Below are 16710 nucleotides of genomic sequence, written 5' to 3'. Positions count from 1 at the left end.
ATATTTACAGGTAAAACGACCCTATGCCTAATCAAACCAGTTCCATAAAAGCAATAGGCACTGTAGATAATGTGAGCTTTTATGAAGAGAAAGGTGAATACCGTGCCCGCGCCAAAACCGGGGTAGACACCCATCGTTTTAAGACTGATAAAGCCTTTGCACCCTCCCGGGCTAGCTCCGATCGCTTTGGAACAAGCAATACCCTTTGGTCCCTCGTGTACCGCTATGCCTTGCCTGCCTTTAAAAGCCAAACACTTTGCAGTCTTTGCAGGAATAAAGGTATTGCCCTGATTCACCAGCACCTGGAGGATGAAGAAGTACTGCGCAGGCTCTTTGAATATTTGGACTCGCTCCAATGCCTGTCAGTAAGTAAGGAAGACTTTGAGTTGCTCCTTCCTATACTACTGAGGGAAGCAGCGCACAGGGCCTTTAACAAGCAGGCAAAACAAAAAAAGAAAAAGCCTGAAGTAGTAACGTTTATTATCAGCGAGCCTGTTAGTGAGGAGGACAAGGAATTGTTTATTCATGAAACAGGAGATTTTAAATGGCAGGCGGTGTTTGCAGGTACCTTTCCCAAAGACTACGAGATACCTATTTGCTTTTTAGGGCATGTGGTTGATGAATTTAAAGGCCTAAGGACAACACTTCTAATGCCAACAGAAAGGATCAAGGCCGATTGGGTAAGAAGGGAATAGGCAAATAGTTTATACGTATTACAAAAACAGATACCGATGTTCTCATTTGGCAGTAAGCTTTAATCAACTATGCAAAATTTTTCAATCAGACCGGGAGGATTTAATGCTATCAGAAAGCAAATGCTTATCAGGACAATTCCATTAATGCTGATAGCTGTAATCGTTGGAATTCTGATCAGCACTATTAATTCAAAGAACCAGGCTAACAACGTTAATATTTTGCCCTTTATCATACCTTTTGCCTTTCTGGCGGTAGGGTTTGGAATTTACAGGGGAGTAAACAGGCAGAAATCGCTGCTTGATAGCTATACATTGAACATTACCAATAACCTGATTATACGCGAACAATTAAACACACCCACAATTTCCATTTACTTCAGTGACATTAGGGAAATAGCAAAACTGAAAAATGGAAGCTTTTTAATCAAGGGCAAAGATCCATCTGACATTATTGTTGTTCCGGCACAGATTGATAATTACGCCCAACTTGAAAGCCTGTTAAACGATATTCATCAGGTAACAAATAAAGCGGCTGCCAGTTTCAAAGAGAAATACCAGGTTTTAATTGGTCTCCTGGCACCCGGACTTATGTTTGTAGTTTATACTGTCAGTAATAAAGTCGTTGTTGGCCTGGCAGGAACTGCATTGCTTGGACTTATGACCTGGAGCTTTATCAAAATCCGGCAAAACAAGAACCTGGATAGCAAAACCAAACGTATTAGCTGGTGGATTTTACTGGTATTGGCCTCTGTAATCACCGCTATGATCACAAAATTAACCGGGGGTTCCAAATAGAAAAACTATTTGTCCGGGAGGAAGAAAGCCTGCTGTCAACAACTTTCTTCCTATGCACGACGACCTAAGTTTTAAAAATTAACCCTACCCTTCTCATCTTCCAGCGCATCCCTTTTTTTCCGGGAATCCTTTAGTTTTTGATTTCCAAATTTGTAGCTGATATTCAGGTTGATGCGTCTTCCCTCCCATTCATTAACCCAGCGTATATCTAAACCGCTACCTAAATAATGTGCCCGGTATTGGTGGGGGCCAAAGAGTGAGCTGGCATTTATCCTGACCGTGACTTTATTTTCACAGAAAGATTTCTGTACCCCCAGGTTAACAGCATAAGATGATTCCAGGTGCGCCAATCCACTTACCTCCGGCAAACTATAATAACCATCCAGCATCAATTTAATACTGCGGGGAAGGGTGAAGCTATGATTGGTGGAGAACTCACCCGTAAAAGATTTTGAATCATAGGAATAACCAGGAAGCGTGGAAACACCATGACTATAACCTAGCCCTATATTGGTAGAGGCCGACCACCATCTCCAGGTAGTTGATGCCATTACATCAAACCTGAACGCTGACGACTTCCCTGCATTTTGGGACTTGTTAACAATAACCTTTGTTATGTTGTCCTGTAAAATTGTATTAATAATATTACCGGTGACTGAGTAATACGAAAAGGAAGAAACAAGCCATTGCTTATAGCTATGCTTTAGTTCAAAATTATTACTATAAGCTGCATTCAATTGTGGATTTCCTTCGAACCTGGTGTAGGGGTCAATGTAACTTACAAATGGATTCAGGCTATTATAACCTGGCCGGCTAACCCTCCTGGCATAGCTGAAAGAAAGGTCATTGTTATCATTTATTTTTTTTCTTACAAAAGCTGTAGGGAAAAGACCAAGATAACTGCGCTTTGTGATTTGGCCATAGGTCTTAGAATTCCCTTTTGTGGCTGTATACTCTGATCGCAAACCGAATTGGTATTCCATTTCCTTCAACTTACCAGAATAGATAACATAACCTGCTGTTATTGCTTCATCTAATAAAAAATGGTTTGATACATTGAGATCTGGTTCCCAACCCCGGGAAGCAAGCGTATCAGAAACCAGGTTATTGTCAGTATTTACTTTGCTGAATTTAAAGCCAAATTCAAATTTTGCGGTGTTACTTATGATCCTTGAATAATCAGATTTAAGAGCTATGAGTTGAACACGGGCTGGTTGCTGATTAAAAAACACAAAATCATTTCTCGACTTCAGGTTGTTTTCATCCAGGAAAGCATTCTCGTTAAGGCTATGTTCTTTTCGGTTATACATTGAATAGTCAACATCTGCAGTCCACTCTGTACCTAATGTATCCATGGTTCTTTTAAAGTTGATGTTTGCACTCCATGCATTCAATTGCTCTCTTTGCTTTTTTACGCTTTCAATTCTCCTTTGCAATACTTTCCGGTATTCGCTAAAGGAAGATGTATTTGTGGTTACAACTGTATCTTTTTCCTTATCGAGGTTGAGGACAACGCCTACTAAAGTTTTTTCACTGATATTATAATCCAGCCCTGCCTTATAACTCTGCCACAAGGATCTTGGGTTCCAATAATTATTCCTGTCCTGGTAGGTTATTTCGGTGCCATTAGTGATCCTGCTGTTATAAGTTAATTCATTGTAGGATCTACTGTAGGAGATATTGCTGCTACCAAAGATGTTCAGAACTTTACTCCGGTGGTTCAGGTTAAGCGAAGTTCTGCATTTGGGATACCGTCCATAGCCCAGGCCTACAGATGCCTGTCCATTTGTTCCAAATAAGGTATTCTTCTTCAAGCGTATATTGATAATTCCACTGTTCCCTTCAGCCGGGTATTTATTGCCGGGATTAGTGATAAATTCTATGGAGGCCACCGTTTCGGACGGGAGATTTTTTAAATATTCCGTGAGTTGTGTGCCTGACAAAAAGCTTTGTTTTCCATTTATGAAAATGGCAACAGCCCCGCGCTTCATTAAAAGGTTATCATCTTTATCTACGGATACAGCCGGCCCTTTACGGATAACATCAAAAACGCTGTTACCCACTGCCAGTGCGTTCCCCTCCACATTCATTACAATTTTATCCGGCTTCATTTCAAAAAGCTTTTTTGAAGAAGTCACTACTACCTCCTTTAGTGATTTAGCCGAGGGAATAAGGGTTAAATGAATAACCGTATCCTTTTGCAGGTTTACTTTTATACTGGAAGTATTGTAACCCACTGAGGTAATAGCAATCGTGTATGAACCCGGGTGGAGCTTTTCCAGATTAAATGTACCATCGGCAACCGAAGTGGTTCCCTTAACCGGTTTAAAGGAAGTGTCACTTATTATAATGTTTGCTGCGTTAATTCCCTTTTGAACGGGGTCCAGTACCTGGCCCCTAATAGATACCTGCTGCGCACAAATGGCAGAACAGGTGAACGTAAATAGTATGAAGATCAGGAGTTTCATTTTGGCTGATTTTTGCCAAAGGAAGCGTAGTTCAAAAAAACAATTATTGCCTTTTCTGCAAACACCTGGTTATGTCCGACAAAGGCAATTGAGGGTTTTGCAGATGATAATAGGGTGTTTGCAGATTAAAATAAAGGCAAGAAAAAGAATGAATAATTTTAGCAAATGGCAAAACGGTATGAAAAAATAATACACATCGTGTATTGGACCTGGTTCCTATTCTCACCTCTCGTTTATTGGTACCTGCGGCGCGAACCTGTTGAATTGATGAAACTGTTTAAACCATTATTTATTTCTCAATTTATAGTTGGTGCCACAACCTTTTATTTCCAATACTTCCTGGTAATGCCAAAGCTGTTTAAAAGCAAAAGGCAAATAGGATCTGTTGTTCTCTGGTCTATTATTTCATTGCTGATCTATATTATACTCCGCTACTTTGTTGAAGAACTGGTATACCCCCATTTTTTAGGACTGAGAAACTACACCGCCGGTACAAGCCTGGTGTACTATGTATTTGATAATATTTATTTTGGTGGAAAATATATTATAAGCGCTTCTTTGATCTGGTTGGTGGTGAATAATGCCAAAATAATCGAGGCCAGGAATGAACTGCAAAAACAACAGGCAGAAGCTGAAATAAATTTTTTGCGTGGGCAAATCAACCCGCATTTCCTGTTCAATACCATCAATAATATTTATTCGCTGGTATACCATAAATCTGAAAAAGCCCTGCCGGCCATTCAAAAATTGGGCGAACTAATGCGCTACATGACAACAGAACTGGCAAAGGAAAAAGTGGAGCTGGAAAAGGAAATAGAGTATTTGAGGAGTTCAATTGATCTCAATGCATTGCGTTATACCGGCGGGGGTGCGGTAAATATGACTATAACCGGAGACCCAAAAAGAAAGGAGATCGCTCCTTTTATCCTGCTTCCTTTTGTTGAAAATGCATTCAAGTATGGTGTTGCAGATGAACAGCATCAGCCCATTGAAATCAATTTAAGGATTGAAGAGGACAAACTTACCTATAGCTGCAGAAATAAAATAAATGACACCCATAATGCAGATAGTACCGGAACGGGATTGAGCAATTTAAAGCGAAGATTAAACTTACTATATCCGGATAACCATTGTTTTAACACTGGTATTGACGGATCGTATTACCATGCAGAACTTGAAATAAATTTATAAATGATAAAATGCATTGTCATAGATGATGAGCCCTGGGCACTGGCATTGATAGAGGACTATGTGAATAAAACGCCCTTCCTGGAGTTGATCTTTAGTACCACAAGGCCCATTGAAGCAATTAATTTTCTGCAGGAAAATAAGGTTGACCTGGTTTTTTCGGATATACAAATGAAAGAATTAACAGGTATTCAATTGATGAAAATTGCCGGGGAAAAGTGCAGGTATATTTTGACAACGGCATATGGAGAATATGCCCTGGACGGTTATGAGCATAATGTCCTGGATTATTTATTAAAACCAATTACTTATGAAAGGTTCCTGAAAGCAGCATCAAAAGCAAGGGATTACTTTTCTACCAAGCAGGCAGCGCCTGCCAATGAGGTTAAGCAAAAAGATTTTATTTTTTGTAAAACAGACAACCGTTTAGTGCGGCTTCCCTTGGAAGACATCCTGTTTATTGAAGGTTTAAGGGATTATATAAGCCTGCAAACCAACACCGAGAAGCTGATAGTACTGGAGAATTTGAAAAACCTTGAAAACGAACTACCAGCCAACCTGTTTATGAGGGTACATAAATCTTTTATTGTTGCCCTGAATAAGATCGAGGTCATAGAACGTAACAGAATATTTATCGGGAAACATATTATTCCAATTGGTGACACCTATAAATCTGTTTTCTTTAATTCTATTGATGCCAATAGATTTGGTTAAGAGGGGAACTATATATTTATCCTGGTGATGAGGATGCAGCTATTTGTATGAAATTGCTGCATGCAAGGTCACCCCTCAGCCCTAACCTTATTTGAAATTGTATGTAGTGGCATGCCAGGACATTTCACGTGGTTTTCCCTGGTATTTTTCCGTTTGGCAATATCTCCATTTATTTAAATCTTGCAGCAATTAGTCGATGGATTAGTTTTAGCAACTTATAGTTAGGCTTTTCCATTTCTGTACTGGCACTAACTATAATTTTTATTTCAATACTCAGCACATCCAAACTTTACTTGATTTATACTTATGCATCCTATGAAACAATTTAATCGCTTAGGGCTACTTATTTCCGCTTTATTTTTCTTATCGAGTGCTGCATCAGCCCAATCCATTTTAGGAGCCGGCTATGGTACATTCAATGTTCCTGGTTCCATGCAACTATTTAAAGGATGGTGTCCAAACATAAAATATGAATACGTTGATGACGGTATGCGCCAGTCGGTTTTTGTGGATGTATCCTATTTTACGCATTCAAGATTAATAGAAGGCGCCAGTAGTTTTGATGCTAATGGCAATATCACCAGAGAACCAGATGTACTGGCGGCTTATAAATACATTTATTCACAAATAGGCTTCAAAACTGTTTTTGGCGGAGATGTGAAAGAAAAGAAGTTCTTACCCTTTGTTGGAGGGGGATTTGCCTTAGCAATGGAAAAAACTGCCTACTCCAATAAAGACGATATGAATAAAGATAATTTCTATACTGAAAAGCGGTTTCTATGGGGATTTCATATGAGTGCAGGGGCACAATATAATTTCGGTCCGGCTATTATAGAACTTAAAGGCAATCTTGATATCATTTTGAAACCAATTGATACTTATTCCAACTCCTCTAATATTTTAAAAAATACAAGGCTTTCTGTACTGGTTCCATTTAAGAAACTGTAAGCATATTTATTTTTTGTACCAGACAGAAACTATTTGATCAGGCCAAGGCTGGCTTTATGCAATACAAGGTATAGTAAACGACTTTTTATCATTACCAGCCATGAAGTTTTTTAGCATCTTACAAATTGTTTCAAACAGCGCCCTTTCGTTATTTCTTTAGCTTTCGGAAGAAGGTTCAATACCAATAAGGGATTTCTGAAGACTATTGAATGAGAAAATTTGCGTTCTGAGACCTGAGTATTATTTTCACAGCTTATCAATCAATTGTTTACGATGGTAAACCCTGTCCCTATCATTAATCAAATATTTGAAATCCAGGCGAAAATGAAGGAAAAAGGCATTGCCATCGATTTTGATCGCAATTTTAAACGCCTGCATAACATTTTTGAAGAAGAAGGCTACCTGGTGCATGACCCTACCGGGGAAACTTATTCCGAAACAAGAACAGATTATGAAGCCAGCATAAGTGGCAGTATTGGTTCAAAACTGAAAATAAGCCGTACCATCAAACCTGTTATTTACCAGCAAAAAGAAGGAAAGGTATTATTGCTGCAAAAGGGAGTGGTGCTTGTGGAGAATTAAGCTATGATGAAGCCCGTAAACTTTGGCATCGACCTGGGGACCACGAATTCACTTATTGCCAAATACGATGGCAATAAGGTGGTGGTATTTAAAAATCCGGTTGGACAGAAAGAAACATTAGCATCTGTGGTAGCCTACCGCCCTGAGCGGATACTGGTAGGTGATAAAGCAAGGGAATATTTGACCAAGGACCCTGTCAATGTGTTTGGCAACTTCAAACGCAAGATGGGCACTGACGAAAGATATTATGTCGTAAATATTGATGACAATATTACTCCTGTACAGTTATCAGAACTGGTATTGAAAGAACTCAAAAATTTTATTTATACAGGCGAAACCCCGGAAGCCTGCGTCATCACAATTCCTGCCTCTTTTGATACGATGCAGAGCAACGCCACTTTAAAAGCAGGGCAAGCGGCGGGCTTTAAAGAAATCTTTCTTTTACAGGAACCGATTGCTGCCAGCCTGGCTTTCTTCAATCAATTTCCTGAAGACCTTCAAAAGGATGGCTACTGGCTTGTATATGATCTTGGTGGGGGTACGTTTGACGCAGCCCTTGTACAGGCAACAGACCAGGAATTGAAAATTGTGGATCATGAAGGAAATAATTTCCTGGGAGGTGCTGATTTTGATTTTGCCATTATTGAAAAAATAATTGTACCCGAAATCATTCTCCGGACAGGCATTGAAGACTTTGAAGAAGAGTTCAGAGTGAAGCATGGCAAGTATGAAAAACTGTATTACGAGATCCTGTATTATGCAGAAGAAGCGAAGAAAGAACTCTCCTACTCTAAGTCAGTTTTTGTGGAGTTCAGTGCAGAACTCAATAACAAACGATATGAGTTTTCCATTCCAATAACCAGGGAAAAGACCGATGAAATATTTCTACCCCTGATTAATGAAACCGTTAGGCTGGTAAAAAATGTATTGGAAAATAACCGGCTATCTTCAAAAGATATTAACCAGCTGGTATTGGTTGGTGGCAGCACCTATGTGCCCCAGGTGAGAGAGCAACTGGCTTTGCAGACAGGCATTCCCCTTAATTTTTCTTCTGACCCTACTACTTCAATTGTTGCTGGAGCTGCCTGGTATGCAGCCAATAAATACTATGAATCTTCAGGACAAAATGAAATTATCAGCGCTGAAGCAATTGCCAGCGAAATTCTTTCCACTGTTGATTTTATTGAGCCCGAACTGCACATTGAAACATCTTACTCAAAATCAAGTCGTGACAAAGAAGAAGTCTTATTACTGTTTTGCGAAGGTGCTTATGAAAATAAATTCTTCCGCATTATCCGTGCGGATGGGGGCTTTGATTCTGGTTTTGTTGGTTTGAAAGCCAAAAAAACCGAGTTTCTTCCTTTACTTCCATCTGTAACCAACCATTTTACACTTTCAGTATATGATAACAGGTATGAAGAAATAAAATCTCTTTCCAGGGAAATAAGCATCACGCAGGGCAAGTATACGATTGGAGGTCAGCCTTTACCTTATGACATATCTTTAGAGATTGATGATGTAGAAAATAAGACTACGAAGCTTGAAGCCATTTTTGAACGCAACTCTGTATTGCCTCAAAAAAGAACTATATACCGGGAAATTTCCAAAACGATAAGCAAAGGCTCAAAGGATGCTATCATAATAAACATCCTGGAGGGGGATAAAAGTGCACGCCCTTCATCCAATTTAACAATAGGATGTATAGAAATTTCAGGCAAGGATTTGAAGACTGACCTGATCAAAGGTTCTGACATTGAGATCCAACTTCACATTACGGATTCAAGGGTATTGGAAACTTCTATTTTCCTGGTGATGACGCAGCAGGAGTTTAATAACGTTTTCTCTATCTCAGAGAAGCAGATCAACCTGGAGCGCTTGCGTGAACAATACAATTTACTGGAAAATGAACTTATACAAACCATAAGGCAATTTCAATATAATGAGAATGACGCCTGGGAAATAAAAGCAAATGCATTACTGGAAGACCTGCAATCCGTTAAAGAGCGATTGTTCAAATTAAAGAGCAATGATAAATCGGATGAGAAATATGTCATTGCTGAAAAAATCATGCGGGTTTCACAGGCATCGGATAAACTGGGCGGCAATGAAAGAATAGCCATGCTGGTGGAGGAATATTTTGAAGCCAAAGAAAGAGTGATGGAAACCATAAACACCTGTGATTTTGAAAAGCAGGAAATGCTGAAGAAGTTTCAAAAAATAGAGCAGAGCGAGAATTCTTTTATCCGCTCCAAAAACGTTTCGTTTATAGCCAACAAGTTAAAACAGCTTGATGACCTGCATTGGGATGCACTTTGTAATACCACCAGCTTTCTTATCAGCCGGTATATTATGTGGAGGGAGCTTCCGGCTGAATCTTACAAAGACTATCCCGCTGCCCGGTCTTTGATGAAAATGGCTGATGCATCACTTGAAAAAGAAAAATATCCAGAATTCAGGCGGCAGGTTTTCAGTTTGACACACCTCATGGTAACAATAAAAGACAATATTAATCAGGCATTCAAAGGAACAGGCATTGGCTAATAAGCAATACATATCTATTATCAGGCTGTTTAATTACTGTGATATTTCCACTGGCAATGATTTTTATTTATCCAGGGTAAGGAAGCAATTGCAGGCAGAATTCGGCATTGCGCAAGGGGGTTTTATTGAAGTAGATGGATATACTTATACCCGCCAGGATGTTTTTGAAGAAATAGAGCATCCGGATTTTCCAGGACGGTTATCATTTCATAAACAAATATGGAGTGTGCCAGAGCTATTGCAATTGCTTGAGAATAATACATATAATGCTGCCACCATCCGGGATGGTTTTCGGCCATTTTGGAACAATGGGGAATTTGATAAATTTTTATCACCCTATATTGTTGGTCCTTTCAATTACGTATCACGCACTTTACTCGCTGGAGGTGACCTGGCTGAAATGGGGGAATTATTGCGTATAGAGGAATTACTTCAAGCTCCGGAACGGGAAGAAGCTTTTCGCCCCTTGCGTATTTTCTTAGATGAAAATCTGAGGCTGCTTCGCAATACCAACCTTGAGAACTATAAAATGATGCGGCCCAAAATCTCCTGGTGGATTGATACTGACTGGCATGGAATGTTTAACAATCTACCCGATGAATTTTATGATATTAAGAATGAGCTGATCGTTCAACTGGTTAATCTTGGGGTGGCCATACAGAAAAAATATCGAAATGATTGCAGGCAGATGAGTGAACAACTTGTAACACTTGAAGACACACCTGAAAACCTTAGGGGAACGATTGTATCTAATCATTCTGTGTATACAGGTTCATCCAACTCTTCAAACTTTCGGGGTTACTGGTGGGTTGTATGGATTATTATTATGGTAATAAGAGCCCTGGCTTCAGGAGGTTGTGAGCATACGACTAATGAATACAAAGCACCTCAAACGCAAATGAATATCTACCAAACGGAATCTTTAACCAGGCAAGTTAAAGATAGTGGTAAGGTAAGTATTGATAGCTCAACTCTGCAGAATTTACATAGGCAAGAGCTACATTGAAATGTTTAGGTTCATTATTTAAAGATGCTCATAGGGAAACTTATATTTGATTACCAGGGACTGTTTTTTTCTCTTAGAAACTTTAATGATGTATTCAGAACGATGGTCTTTGGTAATATAAAAAGCTTTAGATTAACCATCTATAATAGGTGGGGTGAGATAGTATATGAAACATCGGAACGTAACAAGGGTTGGGACGGAACCTATCGTCAGAAAACACAGGATATAAATGTTTTCATCTGGACATGCCATTACCAGTTGGAAGGTGAAAAAGAAAAAGTAAAAAAAGGTACAGTTGTTTTAATTCGATAGCTTCAGTTTAGAGAAATTCCTTAGGGTGGCAAGCAATGAAACTGCCACGGTTAATTTTATTTACAAAACCAATTTTCCCCACCCATTACTGTCCAGCTTTCAATTCATGCAATAGCATATAATGATTTTAATCATTTTCCTGAGTTTGAAATTGAAATACCTTACAGGAGCTAACCGAAATTTTTTTATATGCTTCCGTATAAAAATTTCATTGCTCTGCTCCTATTTACCATTTCCCTGAATACAACATATTCACAGCGCAAATTTCCAACTCCTGCCTACGCGGATACCATATCAAATCCTATTAAAGGAGATATTTCATCCATCACAGAGGGCAAAAAGATCTATACAAGGTTTTGCGTAACCTGCCATGGCAATAAAGGAAAAGGTGATGGCATTGCTGCACCAGGTCTTGCCAAACCACCTGCCGATCATACCTCTGATTTTGTGCAAAAACAAAGAGATGGAGCATTATACTGGATCATCACTGAGGGCAACAGGCCTATGCCTACTTATAAAACTACATTAACACCCACCCAGCGCTGGGAGGTAGTAAATTATATACGCACTTTAGCCAAAGAAAAAAAGAGTTAGCCATGAAGAAGTTATTGCTACCATTAGCAGGTTTGCTCATCAGCCAGTTATTACAGGCACAAAATACAACAGAAAATAACCAGCCGGTTCAATCCTCTTCCTCCTATTCAGGTCAAAACAATTTTGCGGTTTTTGGAAATGCAGAAATGACCTATACTTCCAACAAAAACACAAAACAGTTTGGTGATCTGAATTTCAAACCCATTTTTCTCTGGCAGATATCAGAAAAGCTTTTTGTAGAAGCCGAACCTGAATTTGAAACCGGCGAGGGATCACTGGACATAGGTCTTGAATATGCTAATATGTGTTATTTCGTCAACCCATATCTTACTCTACATGCAGGAAGATTTTTGCCCAAGTTTGGTGCTTACAGGGGTCGGATGGGTGAGGGTTTTATCAACCGTTTTCCAACTGATCCCGTAGGCTTTGGCGACGGTGGTATTGGGGCTATGAATGAAGTAGGTGTTGGCGCATTGGGAGGATTTGGTATAGGCGATTCAAAAATAAGTTATGATGTATATGTTTCAAATGGACCTATCCTACTGACAGATCCTGAAAATGCAGGCCAGTTTGATTATGAAGGATACATAGGCAATAACAACGGTAAAGCCATTGGTGGCAGGCTGGCAGTTCTTCCCCTATCCAATTCAAGCCTGGAACTGGGATTTTCATTCCAGCATAAGAAAAAAACCGGGGACCTGGGTAGTCCTTTTGAAAATGTCAGCCTTAACATGCAGGCGGTTGACCTGAACTATTATACACATTTGACTCCTTTACAAAGTGACCTGAGGTTAATTGGAGAATGGAAGCACCAGAAGACTGACCAGGTCAGCTATTATAAGGCAGACAGCAGTCTTTACAGCTTTACCAATTCACCTTCAGCTTTTTATGCAACGGCAACCCTGCGTCCATCACATGTGCATAATACATTCATTCACAATCTTGAGCTGGCAGCAAGATACTCGGAGTTTAAGCGTCCGGCGGATGCCCCATGGGGTGGCAGTGATACACACCAGTTTGCAGTTTCACTGGATTATTGGTTGCACTGGAACAGCCTTTTAAAACTGACCTACCAGACTGAGAAAGATGAGCCCAACCTATTTATAGCACAGGTAGTTTTTGGATTTTAAAATCATTGCAATGAAAAAATATATTCTCTTATCTTTTATATTGGTGTTGAGTTTTATTTCTGTCATGTTTTTACTAAATAGCTGCACAGTTTCCCAAAAGGTAAATGATAAAACAGGCACTCAACTGTGGGGTGAGAACTGTGGTCGCTGTCATAATGCTCCCGGGCCGGGTGAACTCAATGCGGTTAACTGGGATATTGTTGGCAAGCATATGAAGGTAAGGGCTAACATTACTGACGCTGAAGAAAAAAAGATAATAGAATACCTTAAATCAACGGGTAATTGATATCCCAATAAAAAGACCCCGCCTTATTGCCTGGGGCGGGGTCTTTTTATTTGAAATTGATGCCAGGTATTCTCTAATTAAAAAACTATTTATTTCGTTAGAAGGCTTTGGCAGATCTTTTATTGATATTCTTTAATAACAAAGCCAAAGCAGCAGCAACCACAACACCTGTTGCAACATTTTTAATTAAACCTTTACGGTTGTATTTCCATTCCGCCTTCCAACCTTTTTCTGCAAAAATGTTAGGAACAATTCCATGCTTTAGGTCATCAATGATGCCCTCCACTACCCCAATACGATCAGCCATCACCAGGGGTACCCAGTGCGCATAAGTAGATTCGCTATAGCGAAAAGCAAAACGGCGAATGACACCACTTAATCCCTGGGGAGGTGTTGAAGTACCAAATACACGGCTAAGTCCAGGACGCTCTATTGATTGAAGCACTTCGACAGTTACCGGCTGTTGCTCTGGCTTTTGGTAATTAAGCCGTTCATGGTCCGCACCATTATAGTGTTTTATTGGATAGGTTGGATTATTAAGAGGATCTGCATCCATACCCCAACCGGGAATATTCTTATACTGGTTGGCTATTTCCCTATCCATTGTGGATTCAATTGTTGTTGCAGGTTCAATTTTATTTTCCATATAATACTTTTTATGCCGCCGATGCGGATGGAGGAATTAATACTGGTTTAATACAATTGTCACGTTTAGCTGAAAAAATATGATAGCCTTCAGCTACTTCTTCCAATGGAATACGATGTGATATAAGACCTTTTGGGTTCAATCGCCCAGCCATAACATGATCGATCAGTTTCGGCATCAAACGTTTCACAGATGCCTGGTTCGCCCGAATGGTAATTCCTTTATTCACCACATTACCTATAGGTACCAGGGCGTCTAATGGCCCATACACTCCCACAATAGAAACAATGCCACCTTTTTTAACTGAATTAATAGCCCAGTGAAGAGCTGTGGCTGAACCACCTGTCAGCGGCAATTTCCGACCTACCAGGCTTTGAACCACATTGCCTGCCGCTTCACAACCTACCGCATCAATACATACATCTGCACCAAGCCAACCGGTTGTTCTTTTTAAAAATACAACAGGGTCTTCCATGTCTTTAAAATTATAGGCTTCACAGTAGGCATAACTTTTGGCAAATTCCAGGCGGTAATCAAGGTGGTCAATGATGATCACACGTCCAGCGCCAAAGAACCAGGCGCAGCGAGCTGCCATAATACCTACCGGACCGGCACCAAACACTACTACAGTATCGCCTTTTTGAATACCTCCCATTTCTGCTGCCTGGTAACCAGTGGGGGTAACGTCTGTAAGCATTACAGCATCATCAAGGTCCATACCTTCAGGAATGATCGTTGGGCCAACATCAGCATACGGCACCCGGACATATTCGGCTTGCCCTCCATCATAGCCCCCTGCTGTATGTGAATAGCCAAAGATGCCACCCACAGCAGTTGCTTCAGAATTTGATTCATGGCAGTTCCCAAAAAGCTCCTGCTGGCAAAAGGGACAAGCTCCACAGGCAATGTTAAATGGTACCATTACATGGTCACCTACATTCAATTTTTGTACACCTGTTCCTACTTAATTACCCGGAATTAAATCTTCCGTCACATGCTTTTCAATAAGGCATAATAATGTTGCCGTTGGATTGATACCACCCACCCGACTTAGTATTCCTGTATGCAATACAAATAAATTGCTAACAGGGTTAAATGTTTCCTCAAAAGTTAATTCTTTTTGCGAATTGTATAGATTATATGGATGAAGCGTATCTCTTAAATTATCAATGCCAATTGTGTCATCTGTCTCTTTGTATTTAAGGTTATTTTGAATTAAAATATCCCTTACAATTGCTTTGGCTTTTTTTATTTTTTCTTTGGTTGAATCTGGAATATTAAAATAAATGTCAAGGCCCAACTCACCAAATTTGTCAGTTTCCTTGGATAAACTAATTTTATTATCATTTTCATCTAACTCAATGTCAACAAAGATTTCCCAGGTTTTATATACATAAAGCTTTTTGTGGTATAAATAATTAAATGCAAATGGGAAAACATGATGAATACTGGCAAGCCCTTTTAGCAATTCCCTCACAGAGAAGGAATTTTTTGAGGAGAAGATATTTTTGAATTGGCGCCAAATAGCGAACTGTCCATTAAAAATTGCCTTCATGTAAAAGGAGGATCCACTTACGTCACCAATAATTCGAGAGGTAAGTAAAGAATTATTAACAATCTTATGTTGAAAGTCAGCGTCGAATATTTTGGTTTTTGTGCCAAGTACTGTAAAGCCTCGCATGCTAATACGATCACGAAAGCCCAATGTTGTTTTTTCCAGATTATATATTCCCGATACTCCAAGTAAACGGAGGCTTTCAAAAGCACCACAAGTAAGGTAAAACTTGTCAGCTTTCAAATCCTCATGTTTGGAACCGTTTTTTATAGACACACTTACCAGGCGACTGTTATCAACATTCAACCTTACTATCCTTGTGTCCTTTATTATCTGAACATTTTGCTTCGCTTTTATTTTAAAATAAGTAAAAAAATTTCTTTGGCTAAATTTCAGCCAAATTCCTTGTTTAAAAAACAACCCTTTTTTAATTTCATAATCTTTTAAATCTGGAATTTTCTTAAAAAAATGCCTTAGTACTTGGTCTTTATAATGGATATTGGCGTGCTTAATAACTTGCATTCTCTTATCGCCAGGACAATCATTTTCCGAAAAAAATAATAATTGTCCTGCCCATCGTGCTGAAGTTCCCCCTAGTCCAAAATATCTGCCTTTCTTTATTCCATCATAAAACCCGGATTTAACGAAAGATAAAAAGCCTGCTTTTTCTTCATTTTTAGTTTTACTATCTCCAACTTCTACTAGCTTAATTATAGACTGAGGAAATTTTTTCGAAATAGCATTTGCAAGATACGAGCCGTATGTACCTGCACCAAGAATACAAATTGTTTCCATTTGCAGTTAGTTTGATGGAGTAATTATTATATTAAATATAAAATATTAAATGTGAAGTGCATTCAATACGCACTATTTTGTTGAGTGCATTTAATGATTAAGTAGCCCTTCAGTAATTTGCATTAATAATCTATTTAGGCAAAATCAAATTATAAGTATAGCTGGTAAAAAAAGAATGAAGGTAGCTATCCATAGAATAGATGAGTTTTGCAATGCTTTTTAAAAAATATGTATAAAATATTTTTTATCTATTAAGCAATTGATGTACCTTTAAATTATTCAAGGCTACGAATAACCACTCATTCTCCCTATATAATTTCATTATCATTTTGCCAGGATCATTATTAAACTACATACTGGTTTTTTTATTTAGGCTAAGTAAATATCAATTGAAAAACCTTAAGCACAATTTCACATAGTCCGAGCTAAATGAAGATCACACAGAGTTTAAAAAA

16 protein-coding genes and 1 pseudogene are annotated in these 16710 nt (G+C 39.0%); 12 read left to right on the top strand and 5 right to left on the bottom strand.

Annotation, left to right across the window (positions count from 1 at the left end):
- Positions 1 to 23 precede the first annotated feature (23 nt).
- Together BUA53_RS12295 and BUA53_RS12290 are read left to right on the top strand one after the other, a co-directional pair.
- The gene (locus tag BUA53_RS12295; protein WP_072835686.1) at positions 24 to 695 is read left to right on the top strand and encodes a hypothetical protein; all 672 of its coding nucleotides are present in this window, start codon (positions 24 to 26) and stop codon (positions 693 to 695) included.
- Between the two features lie 69 nt (positions 696 to 764).
- Positions 765 to 1490, top strand: a complete 726-nt coding sequence (locus tag BUA53_RS12290; protein WP_072835685.1) for a hypothetical protein — start codon at positions 765 to 767, stop codon at positions 1488 to 1490.
- Positions 1491 to 1561: 71 nt separating this feature from the next.
- Here the strand turns inward: BUA53_RS12290 and BUA53_RS12285 are convergent, their stop codons facing one another.
- Positions 1562 to 3958: an outer membrane beta-barrel protein gene (locus tag BUA53_RS12285; protein WP_072835684.1), complete on the bottom strand. Its 2397-nt coding sequence runs from the start codon at positions 3956 to 3958 to the stop codon at positions 1562 to 1564.
- 165 nt (positions 3959 to 4123) lie between these two features.
- Here BUA53_RS12285 and BUA53_RS12280 point away from each other — a divergent pair, with 165 nt between their 5' ends.
- From BUA53_RS12280 to BUA53_RS12235, 10 genes are all read left to right on the top strand, one after another.
- Positions 4124 to 5149 (top strand): sensor histidine kinase, encoded by a 1026-nt coding sequence (locus BUA53_RS12280; RefSeq protein ID WP_072835683.1) that lies wholly within the window; start codon positions 4124 to 4126, stop codon positions 5147 to 5149.
- On the top strand, positions 5150 to 5860 hold the full coding sequence (locus BUA53_RS12275) for a LytR/AlgR family response regulator transcription factor (RefSeq protein WP_072835682.1): 711 nt from the start codon (positions 5150 to 5152) through the stop codon (positions 5858 to 5860).
- 315 nt (positions 5861 to 6175) lie between these two features.
- Positions 6176 to 6808, top strand: a complete 633-nt coding sequence (locus BUA53_RS12270; protein WP_072835681.1) for a hypothetical protein — start codon at positions 6176 to 6178, stop codon at positions 6806 to 6808.
- A 324-nt stretch (positions 6809 to 7132) separates the two neighbouring features.
- The gene (locus tag BUA53_RS12265; RefSeq protein ID WP_175546072.1) at positions 7133 to 7390 is read left to right on the top strand and encodes a hypothetical protein; all 258 of its coding nucleotides are present in this window, start codon (positions 7133 to 7135) and stop codon (positions 7388 to 7390) included.
- A gap of 3 nt (positions 7391 to 7393) precedes the next feature.
- Positions 7394 to 9931, top strand: a complete 2538-nt coding sequence (locus BUA53_RS12260; RefSeq protein WP_072835679.1) for an Hsp70 family protein — start codon at positions 7394 to 7396, stop codon at positions 9929 to 9931.
- Positions 9924 to 10937: a hypothetical protein gene (locus tag BUA53_RS12255; RefSeq protein ID WP_072835678.1), complete on the top strand. Its 1014-nt coding sequence runs from the start codon at positions 9924 to 9926 to the stop codon at positions 10935 to 10937. Before BUA53_RS12260 ends, BUA53_RS12255 begins: the two co-directional genes overlap by 8 nt.
- A 24-nt stretch (positions 10938 to 10961) precedes the next feature.
- Entirely contained in the window at positions 10962 to 11249 is a 288-nt protein-coding gene (locus BUA53_RS12250) for a T9SS type B sorting domain-containing protein (protein WP_072835677.1), read from the top strand.
- A gap of 189 nt (positions 11250 to 11438) precedes the next feature.
- Positions 11439 to 11843, top strand: a complete 405-nt coding sequence (locus BUA53_RS12245; RefSeq protein WP_072835676.1) for a c-type cytochrome — start codon at positions 11439 to 11441, stop codon at positions 11841 to 11843.
- A 2-nt stretch (positions 11844 to 11845) separates the two neighbouring features.
- Complete coding sequence (locus BUA53_RS12240) at positions 11846 to 12973, top strand: hypothetical protein (protein WP_072835675.1); 1128 nt, start codon at positions 11846 to 11848, stop codon at positions 12971 to 12973.
- 10 nt (positions 12974 to 12983) lie between these two features.
- Positions 12984 to 13259, top strand: coding sequence for a c-type cytochrome (locus BUA53_RS12235; RefSeq protein ID WP_072835674.1), 276 nt, complete (start codon positions 12984 to 12986; stop codon positions 13257 to 13259).
- 97 nt (positions 13260 to 13356) lie between these two features.
- Here BUA53_RS12235 and BUA53_RS12230 read toward each other — a convergent pair whose 3' ends face one another.
- The 4 genes and pseudogenes from BUA53_RS12230 to BUA53_RS21040 all read right to left on the bottom strand — a co-directional run bounded on the left by BUA53_RS12230 (position 13357) and on the right by BUA53_RS21040 (position 16255).
- The gene (locus BUA53_RS12230; RefSeq protein ID WP_217652992.1) at positions 13357 to 13905 is read right to left on the bottom strand and encodes a hypothetical protein; all 549 of its coding nucleotides are present in this window, start codon (positions 13903 to 13905) and stop codon (positions 13357 to 13359) included.
- A 10-nt stretch (positions 13906 to 13915) separates the two neighbouring features.
- The gene (locus BUA53_RS21660) at positions 13916 to 14500 is read right to left on the bottom strand and encodes an MDR/zinc-dependent alcohol dehydrogenase-like family protein (RefSeq protein ID WP_262494400.1); all 585 of its coding nucleotides are present in this window, start codon (positions 14498 to 14500) and stop codon (positions 13916 to 13918) included.
- A gap of 156 nt (positions 14501 to 14656) precedes the next feature.
- Positions 14657 to 14857 (bottom strand): annotated as a pseudogene (locus tag BUA53_RS21655) (alcohol dehydrogenase catalytic domain-containing protein); the annotation flags it as partial.
- Positions 14858 to 14869: 12 nt separating this feature from the next.
- Entirely contained in the window at positions 14870 to 16255 is a 1386-nt protein-coding gene (locus BUA53_RS21040; RefSeq protein WP_139256420.1) for a hypothetical protein, read from the bottom strand.
- Positions 16256 to 16710: the final 455 nt, after the last annotated feature.

Origin of the sequence: Flavisolibacter ginsengisoli DSM 18119 (assembly GCF_900129295.1) — a bacterium.
Classification (GTDB): Bacteria; Bacteroidota; Bacteroidia; order Chitinophagales; family Chitinophagaceae; genus Flavisolibacter; species Flavisolibacter ginsengisoli.
Note: the sequence above shows the minus strand (reverse complement) of the source record. Positions and strands in the feature narration are given on the sequence as shown.